Source organism: Novosphingobium profundi (assembly GCF_020524485.1).
In the GTDB taxonomy this organism is placed as follows: Bacteria; Pseudomonadota; Alphaproteobacteria; order Sphingomonadales; family Sphingomonadaceae; genus Novosphingobium; species Novosphingobium profundi_A.
Genome location: NZ_JAIVLF010000004.1, coordinates 446,637 through 469,336, shown reverse-complemented (window position 1 = coordinate 469,336; position 22,700 = coordinate 446,637). Strand labels below are relative to the sequence as shown.

Sequence of the window (22,700 nt, the reverse complement as noted above, 5' to 3'; positions counted from 1 at the left end):
GGGACACCCCCCGCCGAGGGTCGGGGGTACAACTGGAGTCTGTTTTTATGCGTATTGCACTTGTTTCGCTCGCCGCTGCTGCGGTTGCTGCCGTCGCCACGCCTGCCATGGCGGACGAGATCCGCGTCGAAGGCCGCACCGGCATCATCTGGAACGATAGCGGTGACGAAGCCATCGCCGGTGTCGCTGCTGGCTACGACTACGACCTGACCAAGAACGTCTTCATCGGCGTCGAAGGTTCGGCCGACAAGATCCTGACCGACCACACCCGCGTCGCATGGGGCGCCGGTGGCCGTGCCGGTGTGAAGCTGTTCGAAGGCACGAAGATCTTCGGTTCGGCCGCATGGCAGTCGAAGCCCTGCCGCTACTGCAACAGCTCGGTCAACCTGGGCGGCGGCGTGCAGCAGTCGCTCAACAAGAACTTCTACGCGAAGGCCGAGTACAAGCACATGCTGATCGGCGACAACACCCCCGACGCAGACGTGGGCCTGGTCGGCGTTGGCGTGAAGTTCTGATCGCCATACCCATAGCCTGAGGGTCGCAACCCGGGCACGAAAGGGGCGCTTCGCAGGTCTGCGGGGCGCCCTTTTTCGTGTGCGCTCTTCCGCATCTGCCCCTTGATCTGCGCGGGAAATACCTGAGTTCGCGGCGCTCTTCAGGATGATAGCCTCTCCTTTCACTTGGGCCCGGCGCACGCCTGTGCACCTGGCCCTGACGGGAAAGGAAGAGGCGATGCGGCGCAGGGCATGGGGAGGGCTTCTGGCTCTGGCAGTGGCGGGTCTTGCCAGTCCGGCGCGGGCGGATGAGGCCTATGCCGAAGCTATCGGCGGTATCAGTTTTGGCCCCGAGGAAGACGCGGCGATCTTTGGCCTCGCGGCGGGCTATGACTGGGACCTTACCGAGACCATCTTCGTGGGGCTCGAGGCCAGCCTCGACAAGGAGATGGTCAGGGAGCGCCACGTGGCGCTGGGCATCGGCGTGCGCGCCGGTCTGGAGGTGACCGAGCGGGGCAAGGCCTTCGTCGGCCTGAACTACCAGTCCAAGGATTGCCCCCATTGCGAAGCGGCCTGGGGCTTCAGCGGGGGCTGGGAGCAGGAAATCGGCGAGCGGCTCTACCTCAAGGGGGAGTACAAGCACCTCGCAACCGAGCATGAAGGTGACAAGGAAATCCTCATCGCCGGGCTCGGCATCATGTTCTGAGCGATCAGGCGCGCGCGGCCCGGCAGAACGCCGCGATCTTGTCGACATCCTTGATGCCCGGTGCGCTCTCGACGCCCGAGGAGGTGTCGAGGAGCGGCGCGCCTGTACGGGCAAGAGCCTCGGCGGCGTTGTCGGGGGTCAAGCCTCCGGCAAGTCCCCAGGCGACAGGGCCCTTCCAGTTGGCCACCAGCCGCCAGTCGAATTTCAGGCCCATGCCGCCCGGCAGCGTCCCCTTGGGCGTCTTGGCATCGAACAGCACGCGGTCGATGGCCTGGGCATAGCCATGCGCCTTTGCCGCGTCCTCTGCCGTCGCGACGGGCAGCGCCTTCCACACCTCCACGCCGTGGCGCGCACGCAGCTGCGCGCAGCGCTCGGGCGTTTCGGAGCCATGAAGCTGGAGCACGTCGAGTTGGGCTGCGGCCAGTGCCTCGCCGATGGTCGCATCGTCGGCATCGACGAAAAGCCCGACCCGCGCGATGCGGCCCTGTGCCCGCTGCGAGAGCGCGGCGGCCTGTGCGCTCGTCACATGGCGCGGGCTCTTTTCGAAGAACACGAAGCCGGCGTAGTCCGCGTGCGCACGGATCGCGGCGTCGAGCGCGTCGCTTGTGGAGATACCGCAAATCTTGATCGCCGGTGTTGGCATGGCCTGTCCGCTGGCTAGAGTGATCTCGGCTCTTTACCCCCTGCCAGTTGCAACAAGGATCTCTTCGCAATGAACCGTATCGCGCGCCTTCTAGTCCCATTTGCCGCCGCTGCAATGCTTGGCGGCTGCGGGATCAAGGAGTCCTTCGAGAAGGCGGACGCGGCCATCGCGCGGTTCCACGGCGATCTCGATGCGGCAAACTACGCCCGTATCTGGACGCGCGCCGATCCGGAACTGCGTAGCGCCAGCGACAAGGCCGCGTTCGAGAAGCTGCTCGGCGCGGTCCACACCAAGCTGGGGGCCGTGAAGGAGACCAAGCAGGTGGGCTGGAACACCAACGCCTCGACCTCCGGCACCTATCTCACCGCGACCTACCAGACCACGTTCGAGAAAGGCACCGGGACCGAGCGCTTCACCTACCGCAAGGGCGACGAGGACGCGGTTACCCTGGTGAACTACGCCATCGATTCGCAGGACATGATGCTCAACTGAGCAGCAGGGCCTCTCACGGGGCCAGTTCGAACTGGACCGAGACCTGGGCGGTGATGTCGAGTTCGCCCGCCGCGACCGGAGCAGGCGGCGGGGCTGCGGAGACCCGGATCATGTCGCTTTTGGCCCGGATCTGGGGTGCATACCCGCCCGCCTCGCTGATCGAGACGATCCGCACGACACGCAGGCCCGCCGCGCTGGCGTAGAGTTCGGCGCGTTCGCGCGCGGCCTTTATGGCGGCGGTGCGCGCTTCGTCCTGCGCCGCCTCGGGCGAGGAGAGGCCAAAGTCGGGGCCATTGACCTCGTTCGCGCCCGCCGAGACGAGCGCGTCGATCACTGCGCCGTAATTGTCGAGCTTGCGCTGGCGCACCAGGACGGTGTTGTTGACCTGGTAGCCGGTGATTGTGCGCTCGTTCGCGTCATAGCTGCCGTCCGGGCGGCGGGCGGGCTGCGAGTAGACCGGGCTCACGTTCAGATTGCTGGTCTGGATGTCCTTCTCGGCGATCCCTGCGCGCTTGAGTGCGGCAAAGACAGCGGTCATGCGCTGCGAGTTCTCGGCAAGGGCGGTGCTGGCGCTGGCGCCTTGCGTGGTGACGCCCGCGCGAAAGTTGGCCATGTCGGGCTCGCGGTTGGAGGAGCCTTCCGCGTTTACACTCAGGAGCGTGTGGTTCGCCGCGATTGCAGGGGCCTGGGCCTGCTGCGCCTGCGCCAGCGCGGGAAGCGTCACCAGTGTCGCGGCCGCAGCGGCCCAAAGAAGCTTCGATTTCATCGTCGTGTGCACTCCATCATCCTCTCAGAGCTTGTCCAACGACTTGGACGAGGGGATGTTTCGTGACGATGAATGGAAGGTGCGCGGCGCTGGTTTGAAAGATGAAGAAGAGGGTTTCGAGGGCCATTGCCCTCGGGCTCCCGGAACGGGCGACCTCACCTTGTGCGCGCTGCTTTACGTGCGAACGGTGAAGTCGCCGATCTTGGAATTACAGCGTCTCTTCGATGGCCTTGGCGGCGGCCAGCGGGTCTTCCGCGCCGCGGATCGGGCGGCCGACGACGAGCAGGCTTGCGCCGTTGTCGCGCGCCTCGCGCGGGGAGACGATGCGCTTCTGGTCGGCGAGCTTGCTGTCGGGCAGGCGCAGGCCAGGGACGACGAAGTAGCCGTCCTTCCACTGCTTGTGGATCGCGCCGACTTCGTGGCCCGAGCACACGATGCCATCGAGCCCGGCGGCCTGCGACAGTTCGGCCAGGCGCAGCGCCTGTTCCATCGGATCGGCCGTGATGCCGATGGCCGAGAGGTCGTCGTTGTCGAGGCTGGTCAGGACGGTGACGGCCACGACCTTGGTGTTCTCGCCGGCTGCTGCCTTGGCATCTTCCATCATCGCGCGTCCGCCCGCGGCGTGGATCGTCACCACCGCCGGGTTCAGCGTGTTGATCGCCTGCATCGCGGCGGCGACCGTGTTGGGGATGTCGTGGAGCTTGAGGTCGAGGAAGATGGGCAGGCCCACCTTCTGGATCTCGCGCACGCCGTGATGGCCATGGGCGCAGAAGAATTCGAGGCCGAGCTTGATCCCGCCGACGTGGTCCTTGACCTTGCGGGCCAGCGCTTCGGCGGCGTCGAGGCGGGGGACGTCGAGTGCGAGGTAGACGGGATTGTTGCTCATGGGCTCAGGTATCCGGGGTCAGGGGTGTCGTTTGCGATGTCGTGTCAGGCCGGGGGGAGGTGGCGGCGCTGGCCGTGGGTTCCTCGGCGAGCGAAGGCATCGAACTGGCGTGGAGCGCGTTCTCGAGGCTGGCGATGCGGCGGTTGAGGCGCCAGCGCACGGCCCGGAAGTACAGCCACACCGGCACCATGCCGAGCAGGAAGAAGAACAGCGCAACAAAGCCAACCGGCCAGTCGAAATGGATGTAGTTGCCATCGTCCAAGGGCCAGAAGTTCACCGGGACCTTGGTCCAGTTCATGGCGATGAAGGCGACCAGGATGGCCGTGGTCACGATCCAGGCGATGGTGCGGACGGCTTTCATGCAGGCTCCCGATGTTCGTGCCGTGCCAGGCCCGGGCGGGTGCCCGGGCGCGGCGAAGCGCCGATGCTAAGGCCGAAAGCGGGGTAAGGGAAGGCCCCGGATCATCGGCCCTGCGGCATCGGCGCTGCGTGCTGCGCGTCTCAGTCGGCGAAGACGCGATCGAAGATCGTGTCGACGTGCTTGAAGTGGTAGTCGAGGTTGAACTTCTCTTCGATCTGCGCCTCGGTGAGTGCGGCGGTCACTTCCTCGTCGGCCTTGAGCAGCTCCATGAGGGAAAGCTGGCCGTCCGATTCCCACACCTTCATCGCGTTGCGCTGGACAAGGCGGTAGGAGGTGTCGCGCGAGAGACCCGCCTGGGTGAGGGCGAGCAGGACGCGCTGCGAGTGGACGAGGCCGCCCATGCGGTCGAGGTTCTTCTGCATGCGCTCGGGGTAGACGAGCAGCTTGTCGATGACGCCGGTGAGACGCGCGAGCGCGAAGTCGAGCGTGATCGTGGCGTCAGGGCCGATGAAGCGCTCGACCGAGGAGTGCGAGATGTCACGCTCGTGCCACAGCGCCACGTTCTCCATCGCGGGCATCGCGTAGGAGCGGATGATGCGGGCCTGGCCGGTGAGGTTCTCGGTGAGAACAGGGTTGCGCTTGTGCGGCATGGCCGACGAGCCCTTCTGGCCCGGCGAGAAGTATTCTTCGGCTTCGAGCACTTCGGTGCGCTGGAGGTGGCGCACTTCGACGGCGACGCGCTCGATCGAGCTGGCGATGACGCCGAGCGTTGCAAAGAACATGGCGTGGCGGTCACGCGGGATGACCTGGGTCGAGACGGGCTCGATCTCGAGGCCCATCTGCTCGGCGACGTAGACTTCCACGGCCGGATCGACGTTGGCGAAGGTGCCGACCGCGCCCGAGATGGCGCAGGTCGCGATTTCCTCACGCGCCGCGATCAGGCGCTTCTTGGCGCGCGCGAACTCGGCATAGGCTTCGGCGAGCTTGAGGCCGAAGGTGACCGGCTCGGCGTGGATGCCGTGGCTGCGGCCGATCGAGGGGGTGTACTTGTGCTCCATCGCGCGGCGCTTGATTGCAGCGAGAAGCTCGTCGAGGTCAGCGAGCAGGATGTCGGCGGCGCGCACGAGCTGGACGTTGAGCGTGGTGTCGAGGACGTCCGAGCTGGTCATGCCCTGGTGCATGAAGCGCGCTTCGGGGCCAACCTGTTCGGCGACCCAGTCGAGGAACGCGATCACGTCGTGCTTGAGGACGGCTTCCTTGGCGTCGATGGCTTCGACGTCGACCTTGGGGTTGGTGGCCCACCAGTCCCACAGGGCCTTGCCGGCGGCTTCGGGGACGGTGCCCATTTCGCCCATCTTGACGGCGGCGTGCGCCTCGATCTCGAACCAGATGCGGTAGCGCGCTTCGGGCTCCCAGATCGCGGTCATGGCGGGGCGGGCGTAACGGGGGACCATGCAAGACTCCTTTGGCTGACGCGGCGTCCGCTAGGGCCGCTTCGGGCGAAAGGCAAGTGCAAGGCGCAAGGCTACCCGATGAGCGGGGTGACTTTTTTGGCAGGAGCCTTCCGTGCCCTTGCGCGCTTGGTCTAGGAACCCGCATCCCCGGTTGGAGAAATTTCGTGCCCCTACGCCGTCTTGTACCCGCTACCGCCGCCCTTGCTCTGAGTATCTTGAGCGCGAACGGAGCCGCCGCACAGGACGTGGCGCCCTTGGGCAGCAACCTGGAGCGGTTCGCCTATCCCTGGCCGGAAAAGCGCTTCGCCGTGCGCGTGGGGGATGAGGACGCGCAGATGACCTTCATGGACGTCGCGCCGAAGCAGCCCAACGGGCAGAGTGTGGTGCTCCTCCACGGCAAGAACTTCTGTGCGGCGACCTGGGAGAGCACGGCGCGCGCGCTCCTGGCGGCGGGATACCGGGTGATCGTTCCCGACCAGCTGGGCTTCTGCAAGTCCTCGAAACCGGCGAGCGCGCAGTACACGCTCGCGCTGATGGCCGATGCCACGCACCGCCTGCTGGAGGCGCAGGGTGTGGAGAAGCCGATCATGCTGGCGCATTCGACAGGCGGGATGCTGGCCTTGCGCTATGCGCTGATGTTCCCGGACGACACGTCGCGGCTGCTGCTGATCAATCCGTTGGGGCTTGTCGACCGGATGGAGCAGGGGGTGCCCTATGTGCCGCTCGACAAGCTGATCGCGGCTGAACGCGCCAAGGACCGTGCCTCGATCAAGGGCTATCAGCTGCGGACCTACTACCACGGCGAATGGCGTGCGGATTACGACCGCTGGGTAGACATGCTCGCCGGGCAGTATGCGACCGAAGACGACGACAAAGTCGAGATTGCACAGGCCAAGACCGCCGAGATGATCCTGACCCAGCCGGTCTCGCACGAGTTCGGCAACCTGAAGGTGCCCGTCACGCTGATGATCGGCCGGCTCGACACGACGACCTTCGGCAAGGGGCAGGCCCCCGATGCGGTGAAGGTGCGGCTGAGGCCCATTCCCGAGGTGGTCGAGGATGCTGCGGCGCGCATGCCCGATGCGCGCATCGTCTGGTTCGAAGGGCGCGGCCATTCGCCCCAGGTCGAGGCGCCGGACGAGTTCGAACCTCGCCTGATCCAGGCACTGGAGAGCCCGGCGCCCTGATCCAGTTCCTCGGGATCAGAAGGGCCAGATCATCGGGATCACAATCAGCGTCGTGATGGACACCAGGATCGTGAGCGGAAAACCGTACTTGTAGAAGTCGGTGAACTTGTACCCGCCCGCGCTGTAGACGAGGGTGTTGGTCTGGTAGCCGATGGGCGTGAGGAAGCTCGCCGAGGCGGCAAACATGACCGCGACCACGAAGGGGCGCGGGTCGACATGCAGCGCCTGGGCCAGCGTGATCCCGATGGGGGTCACGACGACGGCCACCGCGTTGTTGGTGACAAGTTCGGTCAGGAACAGGCTGAGGAAATAGATTGCAGCAAGAGCGGCAATCGGACCCAGGCTGCCGAGCCAGGGCGTGGCCCAGCCGACGATGGTTTCAACCAACCCTGAGCGTTCCAGCCCCGTGCCGATCGAGAGCATGGCCACGATCAGCGCGATGATGCGCCAGTCGACCGAGCGGAAGGCTTCCTCGGGTTCGACGCAGCGCCCCGCAAGAACCACGGCGACACCCATGACGGCGAGGCCCGCGAGCGGCATGAGGTCGAACGCAGCGCCGACCACTACACCCAGCATTGTCGCAATCGCGATCCAGGCCTTGTTGCGGCGAAAGCCGCGCGAGGTCGGCTCGGCGATGTTGACGAGCTGCTGGTCCTCGACGAGGCGGCGCAGATCTTCGGGCGCGCCTTCGATCAGGAGTGTATCGCCCACTTCGAGAGGGACGCGCTCGAAGCGGTCCTCAAGGTTCGTGCCCTTGCGGTGAAGTGCGATCGGGTAGACGCCGTAGCGGCGGCGCAGGCGCAGCTCGAACAGGGTATGCCCGATAATCTCGGCGCCTGGAGCCAGGAGCGTCTCGGCCATGACCGAGTTGCGCGTCGAGAGCTGGACGAGGTGCGGGTCGGTGGTGGACGCGGCGGTCATCGAGATGCGCCCGGCTTCCTTCAGGGACATGAGGTCGCTTGCAGATGTGCGCAGGACCAGAATGTCGCCTTCCTCCAACGTCTGTGCGGCAAAGTTGCGGCGCAGCGACTGGTCGCCGCGCAGCACGTCGACAAGGCGGCGTTCGCTGCGCGAGAGCAGGTCGATGGTCTTGGGGGGCTGGCCGATATAGGGCGATCCTGCCTCGATGAAGATCGAGACGACGAAGCGCTTGTTGTCGCTGCCATTGCCCAGGCTTGCCACGGTCTGGCGTTCGGGGAGCAGCTTGTTCGACACAGCGAGCCAGATGACGCCGATGGTGGCGACGATAATGCCGACCGGCGCGATCTCGAAGAGGCCGAAGGGCTCGATGCCAGCGCGGCGCGCGACGCCATCGACCAGGATGTTGGTCGAGGTGCCGAGCAGGGTGACGGTGCCGCCCAGAACGGCCGCAAAGGAAATCGGCATGAGCACGCGCGAGGCGGGAATGTCGAGTTCGCGGGCAATCGTCATGCCCACCGGGATCATCATCATCACCAGCGGCGTGTTGTTGGTGAACGCCGAGATCGTGGCGATCAGGCCGAGGAATACGCACATGCACAAGAAGGGGTGTGTGCGGCCAAGGCCCGTGATGCAGGACGAGAAGAAGTCGAGCGCACCTGTTCGCACCAGCGCCGAGGACATGATGAACATGCTCACGATCGTCAGCGGGGCGGGGTTGCCCATCGCCTCGAGCACGTCATCGGTCGCGATGATGCCCAGCAGGAGCAGCACCGCGACAAGGCCCAGCGCCACGACTTCGGGCGCGGCGAGCTCGAAGGCAAAGGCAAGGAAGAGGAGAACAAGCAACGGCGCCATGACGAGCGGTGAAGCCAGATCCAGACCGAAATGCATCCATTCCCCTATCGATTGCGCTGGGAACCCAGCGCTTCGTGCAAGGGTCTAGCGACAATTGTGCAGCGCGCAAAGGCTTTGTTTACTACTAAAAAAGTTGATTTAATTGAGGGGGCATTAGAAAAAGTTGGGCCCCGTTTCGTGCTGGCACTGGTGGCCGCGCATGTGCGGGTGCCCTAGTCATTTTGCAGTTCCTTCCGCCTGTCGGATGTCCGCCGCCTTGCCCACCTGCCAGGAACAGTGGCGCGTGCAAGCCGCCTTCTAGATCAGGCCTTTGGCGCGCAGTGATACATGCCCCTCGCGGCCGATCACGATATGGTCGTGGACGGTGATACCAAGCAGGCGTCCGGCCTCGGCAATGCGCGTCGTGATGTCGATGTCGGCGCGGCTGGGCTCGGGCGAGCCGGACGGATGATTATGCACCAGGATGAGGGCACTGGCCCCGATGTCGAGGGCGCGGCGGATGACCTCGCGCGGGTGGATCGCGGCCTCGTCGATCGATCCTTCGCCCACCAGGTCGTCGAGGATGAGCATGTTCTTGGTGTTGAGATAAAGCACGCGCACGCGCTCCAGCGTGAGGTGCGCCATGTCGATGGTGAGGTAATCGATCAGCGCCTGCCAGGAGCCTATCACCGGGGTCTCGCGCACTTTCTGGCGCGCGAGCCGGGTTGCCGCGACGGTGACGATGCGCAGCGCCGCAGCGGTTGCCTCGCCCATGCCGGGGTGCAGGGCCAGCGTGCGAGGGTCGGCCTGAAGGACGCCTGCCAGCGTGCCGAAACGGCCAAGAAGACTGCGGGCAAGCGGCTTCATGTCGCGCCGGGGAACGGCTTGCATCAGAAGCAATTCAATCACTTCGTGGTCGGCCAGCGCCTCGTCTCCGCCGCCCAGCAGGCGCTGGCGGAGACGCGTGCGGTGGCCCGAGGTGTCACTCCCTGCGTCTTTCGCCTTCGCTCTGTCGTGCGCAACCTTCGTCTCGGCGCGCGCGGGCTGGCTTTCGGTCCGTTCAGGAAAGAGGGGGGTATCGTCTGCCATCGTTGGCTCTGACAATTGCCTTTCCGGCGCGCACAGCGCAAGTGATGGAGCGCATGGCGCAAGACGAGTCCCTGGAAAGTAACGAAGAAGAGCGCGTCGCTGAGGAAGCGGCGCGGCCTGTCGCTGCGCGCCGGGGGCGACGCCGGCGAATCGCTTTGGGTGTCGGTGTCGCCGGGGCCATGGTGCTTGGTGGCGTCTGGACCGCGCGGGAAGATATCGCCGACAATCTTGTCCAGAGCGAACTTTCCGCGCTGGGGCTCCCAGCCACTTACGACATCGTCCAGATCGGGCCCGACGAGCAGATCGTGCGCAACGTCGTGATCGGCGATCCAGCGCATCCCGATCTGACGATCGCAGAGGTGCGTGTGGCCACGCGGCTGCACTTCGGATTGCCGGGCCTTGGCCGCATCACCCTTGTGCGCCCGCGTCTCTATGGCCGGGTGAAGAACGGCAGCGTCAGCTTCGGCTCGCTCGACAAGGTCCTCTTTGCTGATCCGCAAAGCACGGAGCCGACGCAGCTTCCCGATTTCGATCTGGCCGTGAAGGATGGCGGCGCGTTGCTCGTGACCGATGCGGGGCGCGTGGGGATCAGCCTCGAAGGCCAGGGCGCGTTGCGCGGTGGCTTCGAGGGGGAACTTGCCGCAAAGGCGCCTGCGCTGGCCTATGCGGGCTGCTCCAGCGGTTCGGCGAGCCTTTACGGCAAGCTGTCCGTGGCGGCGGGGCGACCGCGTCTGAAAGGGCCCTTGCGGCTCGAGGATCTTACCTGTGAAGGGCAGGGGGCATCGCTCGCGAAAGCCGGGCTCGACCTCGACCTTGAACTCGACGACACGCTGGATGGCGGCCGCGCCTCGCTGGACCTCTCCGCGCAGCGGTTGCGCATGGCCGATGCTGGCGCCGCAGCGCTCGAAGGTTCGGCGCAGGTCACCTACCGGGGCGGCAGTCTCAATGCGCGCTATGATCTGGCCGCAAAGGACCCGGGCGGCGCGCCGCTCCATCTTTCCCGGCTTGAACTCAGCGGTACGGCACGGGCGAGCGCGGGTTTCGAGACGCTCTCGCTCGAGACCGACCTTGCAGGTGAGAATCTGCGGCCCGGTTCCGGTCTGGCGTCGGCGCTTCAGGATCTGGCGCGCAGCACGCAAGGTTCCCTGGTCGCCGGGCTTGCGGACCAGATTCGCGTCAATCTTGCTCGCCAGCTGCGCGGGAGCACGCTCGAAGCGCGGCTCATCGCGCGCAGCAATGCACGCGGACGCAGCGTGGTCGTGCCCCAGGCACGGGTGCGGGCGCGCAGCGGCGAAAGCCTGCTCGAACTCTCGCGCATGCAGATGCTGTTGGCCGATGGTGCGCCGCGTGTCTCGGGCAACTTCATGACATCTGGCCGCGGGTTGCCGCGCCTCAACGGGCGCATGGAAACGCGCGATTCGGGCGAGACGGCCTTCCACGTGCAGATGGCCGATTACCGCGCGGGCGAGGACCATGTCGCGATCCCCGAGATGGTCCTGCGCCAGCGCGCCAATGGCGATCTGGAGATGACGGGCGAAGTACGGCTGGGCGGGGCGCTGCCGGGCGGGGCCGTCCGCAACTTGCGCGTGCCGGTCTCGGGGCGCTGGAAGGGCAATGGCGATCTTGCGCTCTGGTCCTCGTGCACCACGGTCACTTTCGACGCACTCTCCATGGCGAATCTCACGCTCGATGCGAACCGCCTTTCGCTATGCCCTCCCAAGGGTGGGTCGATGGCGCGCTATGACCGTGGCGGTTTCACGTTTGCAGCGGGGGCTCCTGGGCTTGAACTTTCCGGTCATCTCGGCGAATCCGAAGTGCGGCTGGCGACCGGTCCGGTTGGTCTCGCCTATCCCGGAACGCTTGCGGCAAGCGATATCGCCGTGGCGTTGGGGCCTGAGGCGGCGCCCTCGCGTTTTGCCATTGCCAACCTGACGGCCGATCTCTCTGGAGATGTCGCGGGCACCTTTGAGAATGCGGACGTCGCGCTCGCGGCCGTGCCGCTCGATCTGCACGAGGTCGCCGGGAACTGGAGCTATGCCGGGGGCGTGCTGCGGCTCGACGATTCGCAGTTCGTGCTTGTCGACAGGCAGAAGGACGCCCGCTTCGAGCCGATGGTGGCGCGCGGCGCTTCGCTGGAGCTCGCCGACAACGTGATTTCTGCCTCGGCCCGGTTGCGCGAACCGCAATCGGATCGTGCCGTGGGCCGTGTGGACATCGTCCATGATCTGGGCACCTTGCACGGGCATGCCGATCTCGCGGTTGATGGGCTGACCTTTGGTGACAATCTTCAGCCCGAACAGCTGTCGACCAACCTGCGCGGCCTTGTCTCGCTCGTCGAAGGCACGGTGACGGGAACGGGGCGGATCGACTGGAAGGGCGATGCCATTACCAGTCGCGGTCGCTTTGCCAGCGACGGCCTTGATTTTGCAGCGCCCTTTGGGCCTGTCGAGGGGTTGTCGGGCGAGGTTGTCTTCACCGACCTGCTCGGCATGGTCACGGCTCCCGACCAGCGCCTTGCCGTCGCCTCGATCAATCCGGGTATCGAGGTCACCAACGGGGCAATTTCCTTCGAGATGCAGCCCGATTATCGCCTTGTCGTGAACGGCGCGAAGTGGCCGTTCATGGACGGAGAGCTGACGCTCGCGCCCACCACGATGACGGTCGGCGCGCTCGAGACCCGGCGCTACACGCTGAACGTCAAGGGCCTGAACGCAGCCAGCCTCGTGCGGCACATGGAACTCGACAACATCTCGGCGAGCGGCGTCTTCGATGGCCAGTTGCCGATCGTCTACGACCAGAACGGCGCGCGGATCGAGAACGGTAGCCTCGTCGCGCGCGAGCCGGGCGGCAATGTCGCCTATGTCGGGGCGCTCAGTTACGAAGATCTCTCGACCATGGGCAACTTTGCGTTCGATGCGCTCAAGTCGATTGATTACAAGACGATGGAGGTGACGCTCAACGGCTCGCTTTCCGGTGAAATCATCACCCAGTTGCGCTTTGCCGGGATCAGCCAGGGAACCGGGGCCAAGCGCAATTTCCTGACCCGCCAGATCGCGAAGCTCCCGGTGCGCTTCATCGTCAACATCCAGGCACCGTTCTTCCAGCTCTTCGGCAACATGCGCTCGCTCTACGATTCGAACTACGTGGTCGATCCGCGCGAGCTCGGCCTTGTCGCCAGGGATGGGACATCCAAGGCCGAAGAGGGCGCTGTCGCTCCGTTCATCTCCATTCAGCCTCCAGTCAGCGAGGACACTCCATGATTACGTGTAATTTGACCACACCGCCCTTCGCTGCAAAAGGAACGCGCACGGTTCGCCGGGCGAACCTGAAGCAGGGCAAGGGAGTGAGGTCCGTGATGCGGGCGATGGCACTGGCAGGACTGGGGCTGGGCGTGATACCGATGCTGGGGGGCTGCGTGAATGTGTCCGCACCCGACAAGCCCATCGTGATCGAGCTCAACATCAATATCCGCCAGGAGGTTATCTACCGATTGGCCGCCGATGCCGCGAACACCATTGAGGAAAATCCGGAGATCTTCTGATGCGCAGCCTTATCGAGAAACCCGTGGCCGCAGCGACGCTGGCCCTTGCCATGCTGGCGGGTCTGGGCATGGCCGCACCGGCTGGTGCCCAGGCGCGCGGCGAGGCCTATGCCGCGGCCAAGGCGCAAGGCCAGGTTGGCGAGCAGCGCAACGGCTATCTCGGCGTGGTCGGCAGCCAGAGCGCGGACGTGCGCTCGATGGTGCGGGATATCAACAACAAGCGCCGTGCGATCTACACCTCGAAGGCCGCCAGCCTGTCGAGCACGATCGACGAATACGCGTTCACCACGGCTTGCCGCCTTATCGCGGAAACCTCGCCTGGCGAGAAGTACGAGGGTTTGGACGGAAGTTGGAAGACGCGCGGGTCGGGTGCGCCCGAACGCGATCCCAAGTGCCCCTGAATACGGCGGAACCCATAGAATTTCTTCTCTTCGACTTAGGTCTTATGCAAAGGCTCTCTCCTGAAAAACGGGAGAGGGCCTTTCGCTTTTGTAGGACAATTCTATTTTGATGCTCGATGCCGCACTTTTACGGGGCTGGTGAATTAGGTTATCGCTAACTTCCAATTCGCAGTGCAGGGTCGTGACGGGCCAGCCTGTGCAGATCGGTGGTTCGTCATGTGGCTGCCATGGTTGACTCGGGAAAAGCCCCACCCTAAGGGGTCGGCGCCCAAGACGGGCAACTGTCGAACGCGTCACTCGTTCCTGATTGATAAAAGGAGCTAAGGACATGAGCGATAAGGACCCCGTCCAAGGCCCTGTTGGCGAGGATGCGCGCATCCGGGCGCTCGACGAGAGGTTGAAGGACCTCCGCGAGCGCGAGGAAGTGCGCAACCAGCCGAAAGCAGGCGTGGAAGCCGATGAGAATTACCGCATCGGAAACCGCGTTCTTTCGGAGCTGCTGGGGGGAATTGCAGGTGGCCTGTTCCTGGGGTGGCTCATTGACCATTTCGCAGGTACAAGCCCCTGGGGTCTGTTGGGGATGATGTTCTTCGGAATATTCATTGCCTTCAGGAACATTATCCGGATTACGAACCGGCGCCCGGACTGATCTCTCCATTTTTCGATGGGGCAAGGAGGTCAGACAAGGGCGCTGCCGTTCACAGGCGACAGGGATATTCGCGTGGCAGCCGAAGCGAAGGTCGATCCGATGCACCAGTTCACCATCGAGCCGTTGTTCGGCTCAGGTCACTGGTCCATCGCGGGGTATAATATCGCCTTTACGAACAGTGCGCTCTGGATGGCGATCGCCACCGTGGCGCTTCTCATCTTCGTGGCGGGGGGCTCGAAGCGTCAGCTCGTTCCCGGTCGCTGGCAGATGGCGGTGGAAACCTTCACCGGGTTCGTGGACGGCATGCTGGCCGCCAATGTCGGCCCCAACGGCAAGAAGTATGTCCCGTACATCTTCTCGCTCTTCATGTTCATTCTGTTCGCCAACGTCCTCGGTCTTCTTCCGATCGGCGTCCTGGGCCTGCACGCCTTCACGTTCACCAGCCACTTCTCGGCGACCGGTGTTCTGGCGATCATGTCCTTCGCGATCGTGCTGATCGTTGGCTTTGCGAAGCACAAGCTGCACTTCTTCTCGCTGTTCGTGCCGCACGGTACGCCTGCTGCGATGGTGGTTCCGATCTTCTTCGTCGAACTCGTCTCGTTCCTGGTGCGTCCGTTCAGCCTTGGCCTGCGTCTCTTCGTTGCGATGATGGCTGGCCACGTTCTGCTCGAAGTGCTCTCCAGCTTCGTGATCGACTCGGGCAACGCCAACATTGGCCTCTTCGCCATTGCCGGCCTGCCCAGCTTCATCCTGATGATCGGCATCTGCGCTCTCGAGCTGCTCGTCGCCGGCATCCAGGCTTACGTTTTCGCTCTTCTCACCTGCGTCTATCTCAACGACGCCGAGAATCTTCACTGATCTCAAGTTTTACCGCCTCAAACATTCGGGCATACCAAAGGGAGTTTTTGAAATGGACGCAGAAGCTGCAAAGCTGCTTGGTGCAGGTTTCGCCGCTATCGGTGCTGGTCTCGCCTCGATCGGCGTGGGCAACGTGTTCGCCAAGTTCCTCGAAGGCGCGCTGCGCAACCCGGGTGCTGCCGACGCGCAGCAGGGCCGTCTCTTCATCGGCTTCGCCGGTGCCGAGCTTCTCGGTCTTCTCTCGTTCGTTATCGCGGCTCTGCTGATCTTCGCCGCGTAATCGCGGACTGATCCAGACCACACTGATCCGCATCCGGCTGCCCTGACCCTTTGGTAGGGCAGCCGGATCGCGGAACACTTTTTCCGGCCACCTCGACCACAGGGCTGACCCATGCCTCAGATCGAACAGCTTGCCGCAACCTATTCCAGCCAGATCTTCTGGATGCTGGTGTTCTTCGGTTTCACCTTCTTCGTCATCGGACGGGGCATGGTTCCGAAGGTCATGGACACGGTTGCGAAGCGCGACACCCAGATTGCCGACGACCTCCTTGCCGCCGAACGCGCGCGCAAGCAGGCGGATGCCGAAGAGGAATCCTGGCGGGAGCGTGAAAACGCCAACCGCGCCAAGGCCCACGCCCTGATCGCCGAGGCCCGTGCCACGGCCGCGACCGAAACCGAGCAGCGCCTCGCCGCCGCCCAGGTCACGATCGACGGCAAGATCGCCGAAGCCGAGGCTGGCATCGCTGCCGCCCGCAAGGCCGCGGCAGACGAAATCGAAACGGTTGCAGCCGAAGCTGCCCGTGACATCATCGGCCGCGTTGCCGGTCTCTCGCTCGACGAGGGCCAGGTCCGCGCCGCCGTGAAGGAGAACCTGGTCCATGGCTGATACCCCTGCCGTCCAGTCCTCCCTGGAAAACGAAGGCGCGCACGTCGAAGCGGCTGCCGAGACCCACGCGGGTGTCGAGCACCACGCCGAGCCGATGCTGCTGGGCGTTGCCCCGCCGGCCATGGTCGTCAGCGCCTCGATGCTGGTGCTTCTGGGCATCGCGCTGTGGAAGGGCGTTCCCAAGGCAATCGGCCGCGGTCTTGATTCGCGCATCGCGGACATCAAGGCCCAGCTCGAGGAAGCCAAGACCCTGCGCGCCGAGGCGGAAGCCCTGCGCAAGGAGTATGCCGACAAGATCGCCGGTGCCGAGAAGGACGCCGCCGAGATGCTCGAGCATGCCCGCAAGGAAGCGGTTGCCATCGTTGCCAAGGCCGAAACCGACACGGCGGACGTCATTGCCCGCCGCGAGAAGATGGCCGAAGACAAGATCGGTGCTGCCCAGCTTGCGGCCGTTGCTGACCTTCGCGCTGTTGCTGCCGATGCGGCTACCGCGGCTGCGCGTGGTCTCATTGCCGGAAACCACTCGGCCGATGCCGACAAGGTTCTCGTCAACCAGGCGATCTCCGGGATCTGATTGTTCAGGGGCTCCCGGTAGACCCTGCGACAATCCGAACACGAAAAAAGCCCCTGCCGTTTGGCGGGGGCTTTTTTGTTGCGCGGGAGATAGGCCCGAGCGCCTGGATGATGTGCGGTGCGCCAGTCCGAAGACCGGCGCACCGTACGCGTTGGATCAGGCTTCGCCCCAGATGTCCTGGGCCACGTTGACTACGAGTTCCAGCTTGCGGCGCTGGTCATCGACGGTCAGCGAGTTGCCGTGCTCGGTCGAGGAGAAGCCGCACTGCGGCGCGATGCCGAGCTGGTCGATGTCGACGAACTTGCTGGCCGCTTCGAACTGGCGCTTGATGTCGTCGATCGATTCCAGTTCGGGCGTCTTGGTGGTGATGAAACCGGCCATGATGCGCTTGTCGCCCTTGGGCAGGAGCGCGAGCGGCTCCAGGCCACCGGCACGGTCGGTGTCGTATTCCATGAAGTAGATGTCGACATCGGTGCCGTTGAAGATGGCATCGGCCGCCGCGTCGTAGCCGCCGGTCGCGGCGTAGGTCGAACGGAAGTTGCCGCGGCACATGTGCATGCCGATGGTCATGTCGGAGGGACGGTCCTTGATCGCCTCGTTCAGCATCCAGGCGTAGTCGGTGATGAGCTGGTCGGGATCCTGGCCCATCGCCAGGCGCTGTTCGCGCTGCTTGGGGTCGCCGAGGTAGGCAAAGAAGATGTCGTCCATCTGCAGGTAGCGGCAGCCTGCGGCGTAGTAGGCCTCGACCGCGGCCTTGTAGGTGGCGGCGATGTCCGCCATCAGCACCTTCTGGTCGCGGTACTTCTCGGGCAGGACGTCCGAGGGATCGGTGCGGAAATGCACGGCCGAGGGACCAGGGATCGAGATCTTCGGGCAGACCGTGGTGTGGTCCTTCACGAAGGTGAAGTGCTCGAGCATCGGGTGGTCGGCGGGGAAGCCGAGGGTGTCGGTGATGGTCGGGCGGACCGGCGGGATCTTAACGCCGTGGAACTGCACGCCCTCGTCGCGCGTGCGCAGTTCCAGGCCATCGAGCATGCCCATGAAGTCGAAGTGCCAGAACGCGCGGCGCGCTTCGCCATCGGTGACAACCTTGAGGCCGACCTCTTCCTGCATCTTGATCAGGTCGGGGATGGTCGCGTCTTCGGCGGCGCGCAGGGTTGCCGCGTCGGCACCCTCGGTACGGGCCTTGGCGACGGGCTCGGGGCGAAGCAGGCTACCGACGTGGTCGGCGCGAAAGCGGGGTTTGGACATGGACGTATGACCCTTCTTGCTGGTCCGTTGTGCGTGCGGCGAGGGGCCACACGCCTGTTCTGGGTCCGGCGGGCAGGGGCGTGTGCGGAGGGTCGGAAGAAGGGGCTACGCAGGGGAAGGCCAGCCTTGTTCCGCGTCCGCAGGGCTCCTTATGTCCCGGCGCGGTTCGTGGTGTCGTGGTCGCGAACCGGGCATGCTGCACTGCAGCGCCACGAACCGCGACACCTGCCTTAGAGCGCAGCGGCGCAGCACCGTCAAGGTGGATATAAAGAGTTCTTTATATGTGATTTGTGCTGCGCCACGCTGAGAGAAGGTCACTGAAACTGCACCATTTCCAGTTTATTTACACCTTGCCCCGTTAAAGCGGCATGGCTGTATCGTGCAGCTCTGCAAAAGGGGGGAACATGAAGACTTTTGGTGTTGGCGCGGCCATGTGCGCCATCCTGTGGTGCGGACCCGTGCTGGCCGATCCGCTCAGCCGCGACACGCTTCTTGAACTGAGCCGTGTCGGACTTGGCGATGCGGCGATTGTCGCGAAGATCGAAGCGGACAAGGTCGACTTTGATGTCTCGACCGATGATATGCTGGCACTCAAGAAGGAAGGGGTGTCTTCGGCTGTTATCGCTGCGGCCATCAGCAACCGCTACGTTGCCGAGATCAAGCCTTCGCTGACCTCGCCTGATCCGCAGGTTCCGCACCCGGCCGGTCTCTATGCCTATTACGGCAACCGGATGGAAAAGATGGAGGCGACGGTTACGACCCAGGCCAAAACCGGCGGGATCATCGGCTTTGCACTGACGGGTGGCATCGCTTCGGCAAGTATCAAGACGACGATCCAGAATGAGACTTCGCGAATCGCGGTCGAGCGCCAGCCGCGATTCGTCTTCTTTGCCGATGAGCCTCAGCAGGGCGGTGCCTCGGCATGGTCGAGTGGTCTCAATACAGCGGTGGCCTCTCCATCCGAGCTCGTGCTGACACGCCTCAAGCAGAAGGACGGACGCCGAGAGGCGCGCGTTGGCAGCCAGAACATCGGCGGGATCAAGACGGGGGTCATGGACAAGGACCGGATCGCCTTCACCTTCTCGCAGGTGCGACCGGGGGTCTATCTCATCGATGTGTCCGAGCCGCTGGAGAAGGGGGAATACGGTTTCCTCTACGCGTTGGCAGGAGCCGGTGCGGGCGGCGCGATGAGCGCGCGCATCTTTGACTTCACGGTCGGCTGAGGCAGGCTTGGGCGGGCGGCCTGCGTAAGGGCCCGCCCGCCCGGGCTCAGAAGTTGTCCTTGGCGGCGCGCAGGGCGGCAAAGGTCGCGACCGGGTCGCCCATGTGGCCTTCGGGGGCCCAGCGGGCCGAAAGGTCGGCATCGTCGGCGCGCAGGAAGGGGTTGGTCGCGAGTTCGCGCTGGAGCTTGGTCGGCACGGTCGGGAGGCCATCGGCGCGCCAACGGGCGATGTCCTCGCCATAGGCGGCAAGCTCGGCGTTGTCGGGATCGGCGTGACGCGCGAACTTGAGATTCGCTTCGGTGTATTCGTGGGCGCAGTAGATCAGCGTGTCGTCCGGAAGCGCCTTGATCCGCTTGAGGCTGGTCCAGAACTGTTCGGGCGTTCCTTCGAACATACGCCCGCAGCCCAGCGCGAAGAGGCTGTCGCCCACGAAGGCCATTCGCGCGCCGGCAAGCCAGTAAGCGCAGTGGCCCAGCGTATGGCCGCCCACGTCCAGCACCTTGCCCTCACGGTCGCCAATCTTGACGTTGTCGCCCTGCTTCACCATTCGGTCGACGCCCTCGATCTTGCCCGCATCGCCTTCGGGCGCGGTGATCGTGCAATTGGTGGCGGCCTTGATCGCTAGGTTTCCGCCCGCGTGGTCGGGGTGCCAGTGGGTGTTCCAGATCTGGGTGATCTGCCAGCCCTTCTGGCCAGCCTGTTTCAAGTATTCCTCGGCATCGGGCGTGTCGATGCACACCGTTTCGCCGTAGGCGCTGTCGTGCAGCAGGTAGCCGTAATTGTCGTTCAGGCACGGAAACTGGTGAACTTCGAGCATGGCGCTCCTCTCTCCTTGCGTGGCTGTGAGTCTAGGCAAAGGGTCCCAAGTGTCAAAGGAAGTCGGGAGCTGGTGGCCTGATCTCAGTGCACCGGGCGGCGTAGCAGCAGCAGGAAGGCGAGCGCGCCGATCAGGAGGACGGAGGCAACCGCCTGGGTCTGGAAGCTGATGTAATGCACGTAGCGGCTGATGAAGAACACGCAGACGAGCGAGCCGGCCGCGACAGCCGAGATGTGCCCGAGGATCGACATGGGCGCGCGCTCCTCGGGCGCCATGGCGCGGGCCGTGCGCAAGGCGAGGACGAGCGCGAGCGCTTCAAGCCCGGCGACCAGCGCAAAGGCGGTTGGCGGCAGGAAAGCGGTGATGATGGCGAGGGCGACGAAGAGGGCGCCAACGCGGTCGCGCCGGGCCTGGAGGAGAGTGCCGAGCGGGCTCTTGCGGGAAAGGCTCATGGGGCCTGCGTTAGGCTAGCCGGGGCGGTAACGCAAATGGCCGGTGCGCACGTGTGAACCGTGTTTGCGGATGCTTCGCGGAGCCGGTCTCAGGCTTCGGGGATGTGGCGGCTCGGGTCATGCCGGGCAGGTTAACCTCCCATGCGAAAAGCAAAAGCCCGCCCGGATTGCTCCGGACGGGCTCTTGGTGATTTCAGCTTCGGTGAGGCTGAAAGGTCCGATTAACGGGCCTTCAGAGCTTCGCCGAGGATGTCGCCGAGCGAAGCGCCCGAGTCCGACGAACCGTACTGCTCCACCGCTTCCTTCTCTTCGGCCAGCTGACGGGCCTTGACCGAGAAGTTCGGCTTCTTGGAACGGTCGAAACCGGTGACCATGGCGTCGAGCTTCTGGCCGACCTGGAAGCGGTCGGGGCGCTGCTCGTCACGGTCACGGCCGAGGTCCGAACGCTTGATGAAGCCGGTCGCGCCGTCTTCGCCAGCCTGGACTTCGAGACCGCCGTCGCGGACTTCGAGGACGGTGACGGTGACGGTTTCACCACGGCGCAGCGAGCTGCCACCGGTGACCGTGCCGCCAGCGGCCGGAGCGCCACGCTCAAGCTGCTTCATGCCAAGGCTGATGCGTTCCTTGTCGACGTCGACGTCGAGAACCACGGCCTGGACGACCTCACCCTTGCGGTGCAGGGCCAGGGCGTCTTCACCCGAGATGCCCCATGCGATGTCGGACATGTGAACCATGCCGTCGACGTCGCCATCGAGGCCGATGAACAGACCGAACTCGGTCGCGTTCTTGACTTCGCCTTCGACGGTCGAGCCAACCGGGTGACGCTCTGCAAAGCCTTCCCAGGGGTTCTGCTGAGCCTGCTTGAGGCCGAGCGAGATACGACGCTTGTCGGAGTCGACCTCGAGAACCATGACTTCGACTTCCTGCGAGGTCGAAACGATCTTGCCCGGGTGGACGTTCTTCTTGGTCCAGGACATTTCCGAAACGTGGACCAGGCCTTCGATGCCCGGCTCCAGCTCCACGAAGGCGCCGTATTCGGTGATGTTGGTGACCGTGCCCGAGAGCTTCGCGCCGACCGGGTACTTGACCGCTGCGCCTTCCCAGGGATCGCTTTCCAGCTGCTTCATACCGAGGCTGATGCGCTGGGTGTCCTGGTTGATGCGGATGATCTGGACGGTGACGGTGTCGCCGATGGCGATCACTTCGCTCGGGTGGTTGACGCGCTTGTAGCTCATGTCGGTGACATGGAGCAGGCCGTCGATGCCGCCGAGGTCAACGAACGCACCGTAGTCGGTGATGTTCTTGACGACGCCGTCGATGACCTGGCCTTCGCTCAGCTTGTCGATGAGCTCGCTGCGCTGTTCGGCGCGGGTCTCTTCGAGGACGGCGCGGCGCGACACGACGATGTTGCCACGGCGACGGTCCATCTTGAGGATCTGGAAGGGCTGGGGCACGTCCATCAGCGGGGTGACGTCGCGCACGGGGCGGATGTCGACCTGCGAGCCGGGAAGGAATGCCACGGCGCCGTCGAGGTCGACGGTGAAGCCGCCCTTGACGCGGCCGAAGATCACGCCTTCGACGCGCTTGCCTTCACCGAATTCGTTCTCGAGCTTGTCCCAGGCCGCTTCGCGGCGGGCGCGGTCGCGCGACAGCATCGCTTCGCCGTCGGCGTTCTCGACGCGGTCGACGTAGACTTCGACTTCGTCGCCGACCTTGAGGCCGTGCTCGTCTTCACCGCGCGCGAATTCGCGCAGCGGCACGCGGCCTTCGCTCTTGAGGCCTACGTCGATGACGGCCTTGTCGTTCTCGATTGCGGTGATCGTGCCCTTGACGACGCGGCCTTCGAAGCCGTCGTCAGCCACGCCACCGAGCTGCTCGTCGAGCATCGCCGCGAAATCGTCGCGGGTCGGATTGGCAGAAGTAGCCATTAAGAGGTTATCCTCAGATTGTACGTTTTTCCGGCCAGGCGGTTGTTTCCGCCGGTCTTTCTCCGCCATCCGCACCATTGCATCGACGGGCCAAAAGGGCCGAACTGCCATGCAGGCCGGATACCTGCACAGCGCTCTTGGAGCCGAATGAACGGCCCCTCGAACCGGCGCGCCCTACGCCCGTGGCGCGAGAAATGCAAGGGAAATGGCGGGGTATACGGGGGAGGGCGCAAAATTCCTGTTCGAGCTGGCTCGCAGCTCGGATTCACTTGATGGCTGTCAATTCA

24 protein-coding genes are annotated in these 22,700 nt (G+C 64.6%); 13 read left to right on the top strand and 11 right to left on the bottom strand.

What is annotated here, in order from left to right:
• Positions 1-47 precede the first annotated feature (47 nt).
• On the top strand, positions 48-515 hold the full coding sequence (locus LC060_RS12595) for an outer membrane protein (RefSeq protein WP_226636025.1): 468 nt from the start codon (positions 48-50) through the stop codon (positions 513-515).
• A gap of 217 nt (positions 516-732) precedes the next feature.
• On the top strand, positions 733-1,200 hold the full coding sequence (locus LC060_RS12590) for a hypothetical protein (protein WP_226636023.1): 468 nt from the start codon (positions 733-735) through the stop codon (positions 1,198-1,200).
• Between the two features lie 4 nt (positions 1,201-1,204).
• On the opposite strand, the gene LC060_RS12585 is transcribed toward LC060_RS12590, so the two are convergent.
• Positions 1,205-1,843 carry a phosphoribosylanthranilate isomerase gene (locus LC060_RS12585; RefSeq protein WP_226636021.1) on the bottom strand — a complete coding sequence of 213 codons (639 nt, stop codon included), beginning with the start codon at positions 1,841-1,843 and terminating at the stop codon, positions 1,205-1,207.
• 69 nt (positions 1,844-1,912) lie between these two features.
• On the opposite strand from LC060_RS12585, the gene LC060_RS12580 reads away from it, so the two are divergent.
• The gene (locus LC060_RS12580) at positions 1,913-2,335 is read left to right on the top strand and encodes a DUF4019 domain-containing protein (RefSeq protein ID WP_226636019.1); all 423 of its coding nucleotides are present in this window, start codon (positions 1,913-1,915) and stop codon (positions 2,333-2,335) included.
• Positions 2,336-2,348: 13 nt separating this feature from the next.
• Here the strand turns inward: LC060_RS12580 and LC060_RS12575 are convergent, their stop codons facing one another.
• From LC060_RS12575 to purB, 4 genes are all read right to left on the bottom strand, one after another.
• Entirely contained in the window at positions 2,349-3,101 is a 753-nt protein-coding gene (locus tag LC060_RS12575; RefSeq protein ID WP_226636017.1) for an SIMPL domain-containing protein, read from the bottom strand.
• Positions 3,102-3,309: 208 nt separating this feature from the next.
• Positions 3,310-3,987, bottom strand: a complete 678-nt coding sequence (pyrF, locus tag LC060_RS12570) for an orotidine-5'-phosphate decarboxylase (RefSeq protein ID WP_039394324.1) — start codon at positions 3,985-3,987, stop codon at positions 3,310-3,312.
• Positions 3,988-3,991: 4 nt separating this feature from the next.
• Positions 3,992-4,348, bottom strand: coding sequence for a LapA family protein (locus LC060_RS12565; RefSeq protein WP_226636015.1), 357 nt, complete (start codon positions 4,346-4,348; stop codon positions 3,992-3,994).
• A 140-nt stretch (positions 4,349-4,488) separates the two neighbouring features.
• On the bottom strand, positions 4,489-5,802 hold the full coding sequence (gene purB / locus LC060_RS12560; protein WP_226636013.1) for an adenylosuccinate lyase: 1,314 nt from the start codon (positions 5,800-5,802) through the stop codon (positions 4,489-4,491).
• Between the two features lie 215 nt (positions 5,803-6,017).
• On the opposite strand from purB, the gene LC060_RS12555 reads away from it, so the two are divergent.
• A complete protein-coding gene (locus LC060_RS12555) occupies positions 6,018-6,989 on the top strand; it encodes an alpha/beta fold hydrolase (RefSeq protein WP_226636011.1) in 972 nt (323 codons plus the stop codon).
• Between the two features lie 15 nt (positions 6,990-7,004).
• Here LC060_RS12555 and LC060_RS12550 read toward each other — a convergent pair whose 3' ends face one another.
• Both LC060_RS12550 and radC read right to left on the bottom strand, forming a co-directional pair.
• On the bottom strand, positions 7,005-8,801 hold the full coding sequence (locus tag LC060_RS12550) for an SLC13 family permease (protein WP_226636009.1): 1,797 nt from the start codon (positions 8,799-8,801) through the stop codon (positions 7,005-7,007).
• Between the two features lie 261 nt (positions 8,802-9,062).
• A complete protein-coding gene (gene radC, locus LC060_RS12545; RefSeq protein WP_226636007.1) occupies positions 9,063-9,833 on the bottom strand; it encodes a RadC family protein in 771 nt (256 codons plus the stop codon).
• Between the two features lie 155 nt (positions 9,834-9,988).
• Between radC and LC060_RS12540 the strand changes: the two genes are divergently transcribed.
• From LC060_RS12540 to LC060_RS12505, 8 genes are all read left to right on the top strand, one after another.
• Positions 9,989-13,093 (top strand): YdbH domain-containing protein, encoded by a 3,105-nt coding sequence (locus LC060_RS12540; protein ID WP_226636005.1) that lies wholly within the window; start codon positions 9,989-9,991, stop codon positions 13,091-13,093.
• A gap of 95 nt (positions 13,094-13,188) precedes the next feature.
• On the top strand, positions 13,189-13,374 hold the full coding sequence (locus LC060_RS12535; RefSeq protein ID WP_226636002.1) for a YnbE family lipoprotein: 186 nt from the start codon (positions 13,189-13,191) through the stop codon (positions 13,372-13,374).
• Positions 13,374-13,775 (top strand): YdbL family protein, encoded by a 402-nt coding sequence (locus tag LC060_RS12530; protein WP_226636001.1) that lies wholly within the window; start codon positions 13,374-13,376, stop codon positions 13,773-13,775. Before LC060_RS12535 ends, LC060_RS12530 begins: the two co-directional genes overlap by 1 nt.
• A gap of 328 nt (positions 13,776-14,103) precedes the next feature.
• On the top strand, positions 14,104-14,424 hold the full coding sequence (locus LC060_RS12525; RefSeq protein WP_039394305.1) for an AtpZ/AtpI family protein: 321 nt from the start codon (positions 14,104-14,106) through the stop codon (positions 14,422-14,424).
• 72 nt (positions 14,425-14,496) lie between these two features.
• Positions 14,497-15,282: a F0F1 ATP synthase subunit A gene (locus tag LC060_RS12520; RefSeq protein WP_039394302.1), complete on the top strand. Its 786-nt coding sequence runs from the start codon at positions 14,497-14,499 to the stop codon at positions 15,280-15,282.
• A gap of 52 nt (positions 15,283-15,334) precedes the next feature.
• On the top strand, positions 15,335-15,562 hold the full coding sequence (locus LC060_RS12515) for a F0F1 ATP synthase subunit C (protein WP_039394300.1): 228 nt from the start codon (positions 15,335-15,337) through the stop codon (positions 15,560-15,562).
• Between the two features lie 111 nt (positions 15,563-15,673).
• Entirely contained in the window at positions 15,674-16,168 is a 495-nt protein-coding gene (locus LC060_RS12510; protein ID WP_039394297.1) for an ATPase, read from the top strand.
• Positions 16,161-16,742 (top strand): hypothetical protein, encoded by a 582-nt coding sequence (locus tag LC060_RS12505; RefSeq protein ID WP_226635999.1) that lies wholly within the window; start codon positions 16,161-16,163, stop codon positions 16,740-16,742. Before LC060_RS12510 ends, LC060_RS12505 begins: the two co-directional genes overlap by 8 nt.
• A gap of 156 nt (positions 16,743-16,898) precedes the next feature.
• Here LC060_RS12505 and LC060_RS12500 read toward each other — a convergent pair whose 3' ends face one another.
• Positions 16,899-17,993: a 5-methyltetrahydropteroyltriglutamate--homocysteine S-methyltransferase gene (locus tag LC060_RS12500; protein WP_226635997.1), complete on the bottom strand. Its 1,095-nt coding sequence runs from the start codon at positions 17,991-17,993 to the stop codon at positions 16,899-16,901.
• Positions 17,994-18,397: 404 nt separating this feature from the next.
• Between LC060_RS12500 and LC060_RS12495 the strand changes: the two genes are divergently transcribed.
• Positions 18,398-19,216, top strand: coding sequence for a hypothetical protein (locus tag LC060_RS12495; protein WP_226635996.1), 819 nt, complete (start codon positions 18,398-18,400; stop codon positions 19,214-19,216).
• Positions 19,217-19,262: 46 nt separating this feature from the next.
• On the opposite strand, the gene gloB is transcribed toward LC060_RS12495, so the two are convergent.
• From gloB to rpsA, 3 genes are all read right to left on the bottom strand, one after another.
• Complete coding sequence (gene gloB, locus LC060_RS12490) at positions 19,263-20,033, bottom strand: hydroxyacylglutathione hydrolase (RefSeq protein ID WP_226635994.1); 771 nt, start codon at positions 20,031-20,033, stop codon at positions 19,263-19,265.
• Positions 20,034-20,116: 83 nt separating this feature from the next.
• Positions 20,117-20,485: a hypothetical protein gene (locus LC060_RS12485; protein ID WP_226635992.1), complete on the bottom strand. Its 369-nt coding sequence runs from the start codon at positions 20,483-20,485 to the stop codon at positions 20,117-20,119.
• 221 nt (positions 20,486-20,706) lie between these two features.
• Positions 20,707-22,413: a 30S ribosomal protein S1 gene (gene rpsA / locus LC060_RS12480; RefSeq protein WP_226635991.1), complete on the bottom strand. Its 1,707-nt coding sequence runs from the start codon at positions 22,411-22,413 to the stop codon at positions 20,707-20,709.
• Positions 22,414-22,700: the final 287 nt, after the last annotated feature.